This is a genomic window from Spirabiliibacterium pneumoniae (assembly GCF_014884995.1).
GTDB lineage: Bacteria > Pseudomonadota > Gammaproteobacteria > Enterobacterales > Pasteurellaceae > Spirabiliibacterium > Spirabiliibacterium pneumoniae.
This window is the reverse complement of record NZ_JABMII010000003.1, coordinates 15605-27960: the sequence shown is the minus strand read 5'-3', so window position 1 is coordinate 27960 and position 12356 is coordinate 15605. Positions and strand designations below refer to the sequence as shown.

At 47.3% G+C, this 12356-nt stretch carries 13 protein-coding genes and 2 tRNA genes; 11 read left to right on the top strand and 4 right to left on the bottom strand.

All coding sequences use genetic code 11. From position 1 onward, the window contains the following. Positions 1-6 precede the first annotated feature (6 nt). The 11 genes from HPC38_RS01575 to HPC38_RS10510 all read left to right on the top strand — a co-directional run bounded on the left by HPC38_RS01575 (position 7) and on the right by HPC38_RS10510 (position 9580). A complete protein-coding gene (locus tag HPC38_RS01575) occupies positions 7-342 on the top strand; it encodes a DUF2590 family protein (RefSeq protein ID WP_208119528.1) in 336 nt (111 codons plus the stop codon). After that, complete coding sequence (locus tag HPC38_RS01570; protein WP_208119654.1) at positions 335-1501, top strand: baseplate J/gp47 family protein; 1167 nt, start codon at positions 335-337, stop codon at positions 1499-1501. Before HPC38_RS01575 ends, HPC38_RS01570 begins: the two co-directional genes overlap by 8 nt. Beyond that, positions 1501-2031, top strand: a complete 531-nt coding sequence (locus HPC38_RS01565) for a phage tail protein (protein WP_208119653.1) — start codon at positions 1501-1503, stop codon at positions 2029-2031. Before HPC38_RS01570 ends, HPC38_RS01565 begins: the two co-directional genes overlap by 1 nt. Positions 2032-2041: 10 nt before the next feature. After that, positions 2042-3955, top strand: coding sequence for a phage tail-collar fiber domain-containing protein (locus HPC38_RS01560; RefSeq protein ID WP_208119527.1), 1914 nt, complete (start codon positions 2042-2044; stop codon positions 3953-3955). A 10-nt stretch (positions 3956-3965) separates the two neighbouring features. Then, positions 3966-4706: a DUF4376 domain-containing protein gene (locus HPC38_RS01555; RefSeq protein ID WP_208119526.1), complete on the top strand. Its 741-nt coding sequence runs from the start codon at positions 3966-3968 to the stop codon at positions 4704-4706. Beyond that, positions 4696-5160 (top strand): hypothetical protein, encoded by a 465-nt coding sequence (locus tag HPC38_RS01550; protein WP_208119525.1) that lies wholly within the window; start codon positions 4696-4698, stop codon positions 5158-5160. Before HPC38_RS01555 ends, HPC38_RS01550 begins: the two co-directional genes overlap by 11 nt. Before the next feature lie 129 nt (positions 5161-5289). Continuing rightward, positions 5290-6168 carry a DNA adenine methylase gene (locus HPC38_RS01545; protein WP_208119524.1) on the top strand — a complete coding sequence of 293 codons (879 nt, stop codon included), beginning with the start codon at positions 5290-5292 and terminating at the stop codon, positions 6166-6168. Then, complete coding sequence (locus tag HPC38_RS01540) at positions 6134-6886, top strand: hypothetical protein (RefSeq protein ID WP_208119523.1); 753 nt, start codon at positions 6134-6136, stop codon at positions 6884-6886. The genes HPC38_RS01545 and HPC38_RS01540 overlap by 35 nt, the downstream gene beginning before the upstream one ends. Further along, on the top strand, positions 6886-7446 hold the full coding sequence (locus HPC38_RS01535) for a baseplate complex protein (RefSeq protein WP_208119522.1): 561 nt from the start codon (positions 6886-6888) through the stop codon (positions 7444-7446). Before HPC38_RS01540 ends, HPC38_RS01535 begins: the two co-directional genes overlap by 1 nt. A 1-nt stretch (position 7447) precedes the next feature. Then, the gene (locus HPC38_RS01530) at positions 7448-9049 is read left to right on the top strand and encodes a hypothetical protein (protein ID WP_208119521.1); all 1602 of its coding nucleotides are present in this window, start codon (positions 7448-7450) and stop codon (positions 9047-9049) included. Positions 9050-9454: 405 nt separating this feature from the next. After that, entirely contained in the window at positions 9455-9580 is a 126-nt protein-coding gene (locus HPC38_RS10510) for a hypothetical protein (RefSeq protein WP_268932812.1), read from the top strand. A 58-nt stretch (positions 9581-9638) separates the two neighbouring features. On the opposite strand, the gene HPC38_RS01525 is transcribed toward HPC38_RS10510, so the two are convergent. The 4 genes from HPC38_RS01525 to uvrC form a co-directional block, all read right to left on the bottom strand. After that, positions 9639-9725 (bottom strand) — tRNA-Leu (locus HPC38_RS01525). Positions 9726-9732: 7 nt separating this feature from the next. Next, positions 9733-9808 (bottom strand) — tRNA-Gly (locus HPC38_RS01520). Between the two features lie 94 nt (positions 9809-9902). Beyond that, complete coding sequence (gene pgsA / locus HPC38_RS01515; protein WP_208119520.1) at positions 9903-10460, bottom strand: CDP-diacylglycerol--glycerol-3-phosphate 3-phosphatidyltransferase; 558 nt, start codon at positions 10458-10460, stop codon at positions 9903-9905. Between the two features lie 59 nt (positions 10461-10519). Further along, on the bottom strand, positions 10520-12349 hold the full coding sequence (uvrC, locus tag HPC38_RS01510) for an excinuclease ABC subunit UvrC (protein WP_208119519.1): 1830 nt from the start codon (positions 12347-12349) through the stop codon (positions 10520-10522). Positions 12350-12356 lie beyond the last annotated feature (7 nt).

The following is a 12356-nucleotide window of genomic DNA, read 5'->3' as shown; positions in this document are numbered from 1 at the left end:
GGCAAGATGGAAGATAAATACTTTGACATTTTGATCACCGACGAAGATGTGACGCTGGATAGTGGCGGCGTGCCGCAGATTTGCAACAACCGTGTATCCATTGCGCAAGACATCAAGCACGCCATTTTAGAAAGCGGGCTGGCAACACAATTAATCGCCCAACGATCTAGCGTGTTACGCCGTGATGTGTATTTGCAAATCATTTTTTTAGTGGAAGAAGACGAACGGCTGATCCCTGGCACAATCTTTTTAACCGAAGAAAGCCCCGAAAGATTGTTGCTGACGGCGGAAACCTACGACTTTGGCAAAATTAGCGTGTATGTGAGCGTAAATGATGAATGAATTTAAACAAATCTTGCAAGAGGCTGGCCTACCGACAGAAGAAACCGAAATCCGCCAGCATTTTGAGCGCTTGACCGACGAGCAAGGGCTGATCACCAACACCAGCCGCATGAGCCCGTTTTGGCGCTTAGTCACGGCGATTGCCGTTAAGCCTGTGAAATGGTTGACCGATCAGCTGATTGTGGACGTGTTGCCCAATTTGTTTGTGAAAACCGCCAAAGGCAAGTGGCTACAAATTCAGGCGTGGAGCGTGGGGCTTGATTTTAAGCCCGCCGCCAAAGCGCAAGGCTACGTCACGTTTTTCAAAGATGACCCGCAAATGACGGTTAAAATCGAGGCGGGCACGGTCATTCAAACCGAGCGCATCAATGAACGCATTTATCGCTTGATTGTGACCACCGACAACGTGATCCCAGAGGGCAAAGCCAGCGGCAAAATCTTGGTCGAGGCAGAACAAGCCGGTGCGGACTACAACTTAGCCAACGGGTATTACAAAATTTTGCCAACGGCGATTGGCGGCATTGCCCGCGTAGTCAATGAGGCAAACTGGCTGATTGTGCCCGGTGCAGACAAAGAAACCGACGACGAATTGCGCGAGCGTTACCGCACGCAGTTTTCCAGCGTGGGCAAACACCATATTGATAGCGTGTACCGTGGACTGGTGGCGAAAATTTCGGGCTTATCCGTCAACCGCATCTATTTCAAACACGATGCACCCCGTGGCCCTGGCACAGCCAATATCTATTTACTACTCGACACAGGCGTGCCTGCGCAGCCCTTTATTGACCGTGTGAACCGCTATTTGATGGAGCAAGGCTTTCACGGCCACGGTGACGACATTCAAGCCATGAAAATGGACGAAACGCAGCACCAAATCGCAGTTAAAGTCTATTTTGACCCGCGGGATAACCTAAGCGAGCAAGATAAGCAAAATTATTTAGGCGTGGCCGAGCAAATGATCCGTTGTGCTTTTCGTGAAAACAACGAATACAACGTCACCAAAACCGCGCCATTTACCCGCTTTTCGTGGTCAAAATTGGGCGAGGAAATCCACGAGCAAGTGCCGCAAATCAAATCCCTAGCCTGGCAACAAGCGGACATCATCAGCGAGCTGAATATCCCGCGCATTCAGTCATTAAACGTGAGTGAGGAAGTATGATTAAAATCACCTTGCCATTTTGGATGAAACGCGGCGAATTGCACAAAATCGCCCAATTGTTTGAGCGCTGGTGGCAATTTGCGTTGAACACCATCAAGCACCCACTCGGCTTTTTAAATGAAGAAAATTGCCCGTTGGCCATTTTGAATTTAATCGCCTACCAACGCGACATCCAGCGATTTAAAAACGAGCCCGAGCGCCTTTACCGCTTGCGGGTCAAATATGCCTTTATTAACGCGCTAGATGCGGGCAGCACAGCAGGATTTAAACGCATATTTGAGCGATTAGGTATTGGTTATATGGAGCTTGAAGAGCGGTTTGATCGTGAAAATTGGGATGTGATTAAAATCCGATTAAACGATAGTCAAATCGCCAGAAATCAAGAGTTATTAATGTTAATTATTCGGCAATATGGTCGTACGTGCAGGCGATACACGTATGAAGTCATTATTAACAACAAGGTTATTCTCCGTTATGGTGAGTTTAATCATGACTATCAAGCATTTCATCTTAAATTAGAACAAGAATAAAAGGATTGATATGGCTAATTTATTAACACAAGAATTTGAACACTATATCGCTGAACAAACTGCACTGCAAGGTTCGGTGGTGTTTGATGAGTTTATTTTTGCGTATATTCCGGGGTTGAATGAGCATAATTTGGCGGCACATTTAACCATTCCACAAAGCGAGTATATTGTGCACCGCCAAGCGGTATCACAAACAGGTGTAGTCAACGAAAAATCGGTTGTGTATTCAGTCACGATTGGCACAGAGGTGGGGGACTGGGATTATAACTTTATCGGGCTGATTAACAAATCTAAAAATTTATTGGCGTGTGCTATTCAAACGGATACAACACGAAAAATTAAAAATAAATTGAATCGACAAGGCAACAGCTTAACACGCTCAATTTTGTTAGAGTTTGACAAAGCACAGGAATTAACACAAATCAATGTAAGTGCCAATACATGGCAAATTGATTTCACCTTACGGCTAAGTGGAATTGATGAAAAAATCCGTTTAACCAACCGTGATTTTTACGGCCGTGCCGTCTTTTTTGATGATGGTTTTTTAGTCAAACGAAAAGCAGGCAATCAATTTACTATTGAGTTAGGTCATGCCTATGTTGAAGGTGTTCGCGCTGACTTAACACAACAAAAAAACATCACTGCAAACTACCCTTGCTCCGTGTACCTTGATGTGGTGCATCATGCCACCGTAACGGGTGCTTATGCCACAGAATTGCAATTTTTGACTGAACATAAAAACGATTATCAAAGCCAAGATGGTTTTAATCATTATGTGCAAGAAATTGCATATATTGATGATCGTGGAAATGTTTACGATCGGCGGACGCTCTCAAGATTTTTAGGGATCACTCCAAAAGACTTAACTGCACAATCTGAAAGTGCGACCGATCATTTAGGCCACTCTCATAAACTCCCTAAAGCCAGCACCACGCAGGCTGGGATTGTCGGCTTAACCGATAGCATCAACATGGCGTCATCGGCGTTTGCTGCAAGTGCATTGGCGGCAAAGACGGCTTATGATAAGGGTGTTTCAGCATTAAACGAAGTAAAAGAGAAACTATCTCAAAAAGGCGGTGTAGTTGGCGGAGACTTAAGTGTTAAAAACCTCAAAGCAAAAGACGATACCTTGCCCTATTATGCGAATAATGCTCATATATTTTATGCCGGTAACGGCAAAACAAAATCACTCGCAATTCGTGAACATTATGTAGAGGCTACCAACGATTTGTTTTTTGGTAGTGGTATGTTAATGAGCGGATTATTGTCTGCAGGCTCTGATAACCCAGCAGAAAATGATAACGTTGACGGTTTTTGGGCGGATGATGACACTGATACTTTTTATTTTCAATTTGACCGACCTTATAAAAGCAAAAGAGATCTAAGGGCAATTTTAAGAGCTAAGGATTTTGTCACTGATAACGGTAAAAAACTGTCAGAAGCTATTGTACTTGACATGCTAATTGGCTTTCCTCTTGCATATTCTAAGACTAGTGTGCCAGATGGCTTTGTCGCTTTGAGAGGGCAAAGCATATCAAGAAGTACCTACCCAAAATTATACGCACTCTACGGCTCTCGACTGCCTGATTTGCGCGGTGAATTCATCCGTGGTTGGGATAATGGCAGAGGTGTTGATAGTGGTCGTTCTATTCTTAGCTCGCAAGGATTTGCTATCAAAAATATTATTGGGAAATTAAATCTTCGCCCGAGTTGGGCTGATAACAATCTATCGGTATCTGCAACAACTTCTGGGGCGTTTTACTCAAAAAGAAATAGCGATAATGATACATGGTATCCCAATATTTCAAGGAATACTAAACATCAGGGGGATGTTGTTACATTCGACGCATCCAGAGCTGTTCCGACTGCAAATGAAACTCGCCCACGTAACGTTGCATTTCAGTATATTTGCCTAGCAGGGTAAGGAGTTGAGAATGATTCAATTTGATGAACAAGGTTTTGCACTAGAAAGTGGTCATGTTACGGCTTACCGTGTGGATGAACTGGGGCTTTATAGCCACAGTGAACAGGAGTTTGTCAGTGTGGGCACAGGGCTATCAGCGGGTGCATACCTCGATGCACCTCCAGAGCCCAAACCGCACTTTGCCATTCGCCGCACAGAAGATGATACAGCGTGGGAATACATTGCCGACCACCGGGGCGAAACCGTTTATTACACCGAAACGGGTGAGGCTATTCAGATTACTGCTGTGGGTGATTATCCCGAAAACACCACCACGATTGCACGTCCGAGTGATTGCTATGAATGGCAAGGTGATGGCTGGGTACTGAATCCCGAAAAACAAGCGCAACAAAAAGCAGTCGTGCAAAGTACGGTTTGGGAAGAAATCAAACAAGAGCGATATGACCATACCCATAGCGGTGTGTACGTCAAATCCATTAAAAAATGGTTTCACAGTGATGAGCCAAGCCGCATTCAATATCTGACTATGCAGCAACTCGCCGAGCTGCCGCCAGCGTTGCAATGGAAAACCATGGACAACAGCTTTGTCGAGATGACGAAGCCGCTGCTCAATGAATTGATTTTGACCTTGATTGCCGAAGAGCAAGCAGATTTTGCCAATGCAGAAAAACACCGTTTGGCGATGCTTGCCGTAGACAATCCAAGTGATTATGACTATTCAACTGGCTGGAGTAAAAACTATGGCGAATAACGTTTTTCTCGCCCTTTACAAAGGGCACAAAACAGGCAAAAGCCCAAAAGCCTTGATGATGCGTTTATCCGACTGGCTGACACGCAAGCTGACCAAGGGGCAATATTCCCACTGTGAAATCGCAGTTTTGCGAGATGATGGGCAATACTGTTGCCGTTCAAGCTCGATCCGAGACGGTGGTGTTCGGCAAAAAGTGATGCCGTTAGATATGGAAAAATGGGACCTGATTCCACTGGCTATGAATGAAGAGCGAGTTTTACAGATTGTTCAATTTTATTACCGTCAACAAGGCAAAAAGTATGACTGGTGGGGCGCGCTGGGTGTAGTGCTGAAATGCCGCCAAAATCCTGAAAAATATTTTTGTAGTGAATTTTGTGCGCAAGCACTGGGATTAAATGAACCATGGCGCTTTAGTCCTAATGATTTGGCCGCAATCATCCCAAGCATTCAATAAATAAAAAGCCCACCGCGGGGGCGGTGGGCTTTGCCAATCAACCATTCATTAAAGGGTGTTAATGAAATGAAAACAGGGGTATTTTACCCTGTTTTTGTATGAATAACAATAATAATTAAGAGTCTTTTAATGAAATTTTATAATAAATCTCCGTTGCCATTCGTGGGGCAAAAGCGTAACTTTTTAAAGCCATTTGTTGAGTTATTAAATCGCACCATTGCAGGCGATGGTGAGTGCTGGACGATTGTTGACGTGTTCGGCGGTTCGGGCCTGTTGAGCCATGCCGCCAAGCACACTAAACCCCGCGCCCGCGTGATTTATAACGACTTTGACCACTACCGTGAACGCGTGACCAACATTGCCGACATTAACCGCCTTTATCATCAACTGGCCGCCATTGTGGGCAAAATTCCGCGCGAAACGCGCCTTGATAACGCCACCAAAGCACGCATCATCAACACCATTAAGCACTTTAATGGCTATGTTGACGTCGGTGTGCTGCAATCGTGGTTGTTATTTTCTGGCCAACAAGTGGAAAGCCTAGCGGCATTGTACAAAAAGCAATTTTGGCAAAACCTACCGCAAAAGCCCTATGAAAGTGCGATTGACTACTTGCAAGGCGTGGAATGTGTGCGCGTGGATTTTCTAGCCCTTTTGCGTGAGCACGCGGGCAAAGAAAAAACACTGCTGATCTTAGATCCGCCCTATCTTTGCACCGACCAAAAGGCCTACAACAAGCCGAGCTATTTTGACCTTGTGCGCTTTTTGGAATTGATGCACAACATCAAACCGCCGTTTGTGATTTTCAGCTCCAGCAAATCCGAAATTAAACGCTATATCCACTTTTGTGTGGCCAACAAGGCGACCAACTGGCAAGCCTTGCACGATGTGGAGATTGTGTCTGTCAATGTAAGGCTTAATCACAACACCCGCTACGAAGACAACATCATTTTTAACCTACACGGAGGCGACAATGTGGGAAAAGAAAACGCTGCGGCTATCGCCTAGCGTGCAAACCGCACTTGAAGGCGCATTGCGTGGCGCGCCGGTGCAAGTAAACTTAACCGCCAAGGGCGCTAAAATTACGGTGCATAATTGGACGCACGGGATCACAACTGCCAGTGGGCGCTATTTATCCCCCGAAAATGCCATCAAAGCCGTGGTGACGAAGTGCAGCGACTACCGCGACAGCAACCGTCCGCGCGGTGTCGTGGAAACGGTGGGGATCTTGCTCACCGCGAGCACAATTGATGACTTTATCCAAACACTCACCCAAGCGCAGGCATTGTGGGCCGAGCCAACCATTCGCCAAGCGTTGGACTATGCCAAAGCCCACCGCTCGTTGCAGGCGGATAAAATGACCAAAACGCCGACCATTACCAGCCCCGCGTTTAGCCCGAGCACCGACATCACGCCAAGCAGCGCACGCACGCTGCAGTCGGTGATGCGCAATGCCAACGCCACAGCCAGTGCCACCAGTGCCGACCCACTGGCCGCCATTGCCGCGTTAAAAGCCAAAAAAGCCGAGCGCGAACAACAAAACCAAGCCAAAGTGCGGTCAATGCTTGCCGCCAGTGCGCCAATTTATGCCCACATTGGCAAGCAAACGCTGGAGCAAACCGCACTTTCACTATTGACCAACGCCCCCGACGCCAGCCACGTTTACACCGTGCTGCTGTTTTTTGTGGGCAGTGATTTAACCGCACTTAAGGAGATGATCGCCTAATGGAACGCAACCCAGCTGTGTGGCTTGCCTTGAACGGCGAGCCGATCTATTTGCTCAACCCGATCATCACGGTGAGCATTACCCGTGAAGAGAAAGATATGAGCGGGCAAAAATCCAGCACCAAGAAAAGTGAAAAAGGCGTTAAAGCCAAAGAGCTGACCGTCAGCGGCTTAATCCCTTATCGCCGCAAAGAGTGGCTAGAAAAACTGTTTTCATTGTGTGAGGCCAGCGACAAAAAAGGCGCACAAACCAAATACCGCGTCAGCTCACGCTCCGCCGAGGCGGCCAATATGCGTGAGGTGCAATTTTCCGATAAGCTCACCGCCTACGAGCAAGACCAGCGCCAAGCGTGGCGTGTGGATTTCAAATTGCGCGAAGTCAACAGCGTGAGCGAAAAACGCGAAAAGCGCAAAGCCAAACCGAAAAAGAAAACCCACAGTGAAACCGCTCCCGCCGCCAAACCAACCGCAGGCAACACGCCCGCGCAGGCGCAATCAAACAGTGAGGGTAAAACCGACAACAGCTGGTCGAAAAAGTTAGATGATTGGATTGGTGGATAATATGAAACTATTGCAAGAATGCCTAATTGACGGGCAAGAAGTTGAATTAAGCCATTGCCACATTGTGCTTGAACTCAACGCCGCTGGCCGTGGCTTTGTGGTAGTGGCCAGTGAACAACCGCACTTGAACAACACCGTGGAGCTAAGCCTGGGCACACATGATAACTTTTACCGCTACTTTCACGGCACGGTGGAAGAGGTGCAGGAAGAACAGCCAGGCTTTCAAAAATTATTTATTCGTGAAACGGTGGCCAAATTCGAGCAGGCCTTGCCGTGCTCAATCCGTCACGCCACATTAAACGATGTGCTCGCCTATGCCAGCCAACAAACTGGCATTGCCATCAAAGTGGCGGCGAGCACCTATGCCAGCACGCCGATCCCCAATTTCACCCACAGCGGATCGGGCTTTCAACTGCTTAACAATCTAGGGCGGTTATTTTCAATCCCTGATTATATGTGGCAGCAAAGCGCCGACGGTTCGCTGTTTGTGGGCAGCCATCAAGATAGCCAGTGGCAAAAAGCCCCGTTTGATATTGACGAGCAAGAGGCGCTACGCCGTGGCAATAATCAACTCACCTTGCCCGCGGATTACGCCATCCGCCCTGGTGCAATTCTTAACGGCAACAAGGTGGAAAAAACCGAGCTGTTCGACGACGAGCTAACCGTGCATTGGGTTGAGCGCAATCAAGACGGCAAGCCCAAAAGCAAAACACCCGAGCAGCGAATGTTAGACAAACATCACCCAGAGCTAGCGGGAGGCTATCACTTGCCGCGTTATGCCCGCGTGTTAGGCGTGGCTGACCCAAGCGCAGGCGGTGACATTGCCGACCCATTCCGCCCGAAATATGCCGTAGAGCTTCAGCTGCTGGACGAGCACGGCAACGACGACACCCGCACGCCGCCTTATTCCGCTGTGCCATTACCCGTGACGAGCACCGGTTCACAAGGCGGTGACTTCGCATTCCCAGAAGTGGGCACGATAGTGGAGATCGGCTACGCTTACGGGCGACCCGATCAACCTTTCGTGCGCACCATGCTGGCGCAAAACAAAACTGTGCCCGCTGTGGCCATTGGTGAGCAGCTCAAACAACAACGCCCCGAAGTGTTCGAGCGCACCGACGCCGCGGGCAACAAAACCCGCGAAACCGATCAAACCATCACCGATCGATCCTATCAGCGCGTGATTGAAACCGACAGCGAGCGCAAGACCATTGGCACAAGCCACAGCGACATTGACGCCGATAAGCACGTCAACGTTGGCGGCAATCATCACACCGCAGTGGTGGGCAACATTCACACCACCACCGCCAGCAATTATGTGAACGGCGTGGGCGGTGAAATGCAAGAGCGCATCCAAGGCGTGGCGCAGCGTGTGTCTGACGTGAAAAATAAAATGGTTGCACCGCAAAGCTACGTGGGTAGTGAGGGGCAGAATATTTTCAGAATACTGGAGGACGTGATCCAAATCCTAGCCGACCTTGCAGCCACCACCGCCACCCATACCCACAACGGTGGCCCAGCGCCTGATCAAAAAGCTACATTCAAGGGCTACAACGCCAGCGCCAAGAGCGCAAAAGGCAAGTTAAGCCCCATCATTGAGTAAAACCAAGCCGCGCCCAGCGGCTTTTTTATTGCCCCTAGCACCGCAACCGCCCGCACCGCTCACGTGACGTGAAACGGAACGTAAAATCCACCTTCCCACCCGCGGAATTTGTATCAAAAATTTGACGTTTTTTCAGTTAAGCAACAGCTAAAAAATGCGCTCAAGCCTTGCGGAATAAGGATCACGTTAAAGTGATCGTTTTGTAAGAATTTCAGTTAATTTCAGCTTATTTCACCTAAAAAAGATCGCACAAAGCCAATAAAAATAAATAACACATTGATTTAAAAATAAAATATTGATTTCACGTGGGCAAGTTGAGCACATAAAATCGCAACGCATTGAAAAATAAGGAAAATAAAAAATATCGTCACATTTAGCGTTAATCTTTTGAAATAAAAAGAAAAAATGAATTGTTACGCGGTGGCTGTTGCTGCTGGTGGCTGTTGTGACGTTTTGCAAATGTCACTTTTAAATAACAGCCACCGAACAGCCACCAGTGGGCAATTTTTGCAAAAGTGCGGTGATGATTAGGCATAAAAAAAGCCGCTAAGTTAGCGACTATCTTTTTGATTTGATTTACTATTTTAAATGGTGCCCGAGGCCAGACTTGAACTGGCACAGCTCGAAAGCCGAGGGATTTTAAATCCCTTGTGTCTACCGATTCCACCACTCGGGCTTGAGGGTGGAGCGGGAAACGAGACTCGAACTCGCGACCCCAACCATGGCAAGGTTGTGCTCTACCAACTGAGCTATTCCCGCATTGCTCTCAAGTGCTGTGCATTTTACTGATTTTCTGCGCGCAGTCAACTGCGATTTTAACTTATCGTGTTTAATTGCTCAAAAAACAGCTACTTTAAGGCGTAAGATCATCAAGTAAGCTGCCGCGTGCAGCTTTGAGATACTGTAGCATCGACCACACGGTAAGAATGGCGGCAATATAAAGTGCGACAGTCGCCAGTGTTTCCATCCATGGCGCCGCGCGCCAAAGCAAGCCGATAAGGGAAATCATCTGTGCTGTAGTTTTTACTTTTCCCCAAATGGAGACAGCCACCTTACTTCTGTCGCCAATTTCTGCCATCCATTCACGCAAAGCCGAGATAATGATTTCACGAGAAATCATAACAATTGCAGGTAACGTGATCCAAATAGAATGATAATACTCCACCACTAGCACCAATGCCGCAGCAACCATCACTTTGTCAGCGACGGGATCTAAAAACGCACCAAAACGGGTGGTTTGATTCCATTTGCGCGCTAAAAAGCCGTCAAACCAGTCTGTGATGGCGGCGATCAAAAACACAAGTGCGGTCAAAAACGGCGCCCATTTAAAAGGCAGATAAAAACAAGTAATAAACAGCGGAATCAATACCACGCGAAATAGGGTGAGGAATGTTGGGAAGTTTAATTTCATAGCAGTTAATTCAGCGCACAATTTGATTTATTGTACTCCAAATTAGTGAACTTGAAAACTCACGAATGCTTGAGATAATCAAAAATTGTTTCCGCCATTGCTCTGGAAATGCCTGGCACGCGAGCAATGTCATCAACATTCGCTGCTTTAACGCCTTGCATTCCGCCGAGGTATTTTAATAACGCTTGACGACGTTTTGCCCCAATACCTTCGATCGCCTCTAATCCGCTTTGGGTAAAGGCTTTTTGTCGTTTTTTGCGATGCGCCCCAATAGCGTGGCGGTGGGATTCGTCTCGAATGTGTTGAATTAAATGCAATGCAATGCTGTCTGCTGGCAGGTGAAATTCTTTATCCTGCTGACTGATAATTAACGTTTCTAGCCCTGCTTTGCGATCCACACCTTTCGCCACGCCAATCAGCAGCGGCTTATTTTTATCCCACGGCACATCAAGGCTGTCAAACACCGCCTGTGCGCGGTTGAGCTGCCCTTTGCCACCATCGATGAAAATAATATCGGGTATTTTATCCACCTCTAATGGCTTGTCATACCGTTTTAGTAGGGCTTTCTCCATGGCAGCATAGTCATCGCCAGGTGTGATGCCGTCAATATTAAAACGCCGATAATCGGCTTTAAAAGGGCCTTCGTGGTTGAATACCACGCACGAGGCGACGGTTTGCTGGCCCATCGTATGGCTAATATCAAAACACTCCATGCGTTTAATCGCTTGTAAGCTAAGCAGTTCACAAAGTGCCTGATAACGCTCCTGTATTCGTCCACTTTGTTTGAGCTGCTCTGCCAGTGCATTATCGGCATTAATTTCTGCTAAATGCAGGAACTGGGATTGCTTTCCTTTGGCGTTGTCTTGAATATGCACTTGCGCGCCAGCATGCTCGCTCAATGCCGCCTCAAGTAGGGCCTTATCTTTAAGTTTACGGTTGACAACGAGCCGTTTAGGAATGCTTCTGCCCTGCGCTCCTTGCAGATAGAATTGCCCTAAAAATCCATGGGCAATTTCATCAAGTGCGGTATGATTTGGCAGCTTCGGAAAATAGCCTCGGCTGCCAAGCACTTTACCTTGGCGGATAAAAATAATATACACGCACGCCAGCCCGTGACGATGGGCAATGGCAATGAGATCCATATCCTCACCGCGCGCATTCGCCACAAATTGTTTTTCCGTCACTGCTCGCACAGATTGAATTTGGTCACGATAACGTGCGGCTTTTTCAAAATCGAGCTGCTGGCTTGCATTTTCCATTTGGCTAACCAGCTGTTCAATGATTTGGCTATCACGCCCTTGCAAAAATAAACGCACATAGTTAACCTGCTGCTGATAGTCTTCATCACTGACATAGCCTTTCACACAAGGCGCAAGGCAACGCCCGATTTGATACTGCAAACAAGGGCGCGAGCGGTTGCGATAAACCGAATTTTCACACTGGCGAATTGGGAACATTTTTTGGATAAGCCCCAACGCCTCACTAACAGCATAACGATTAGGATACGGCCCAAAATACTCGCCTTTGATTTTCTGACTGCCGCGATGAAAAGTGACTCTTGGGTGTTGTTCTTTGGTGAGCAAAATATAGGGATAGGATTTGTCATCACGCAGTAATACGTTGTATTTCGGCTGGTATTTTTGAATATAATTATGCTCAAGCAGCAACGCTTCTGTTTCAGAATGGGTGACCGTCACGTCAATGTGTGCAATCAGCGCTACCAAGGCTTCCGTTTTTTTGCTGCCGAGCTGTTTACGAAAGTAACTACTTAAACGTTTTTTGAGATCCTTTGCCTTGCCAACGTAAATCACATCGCCTTCGGCGTTATACATACGGTAAACGCCTGGGTCTGTGGTGACATTGGCAAGGAATGTTTTGGCATCAAACATCAAAAAT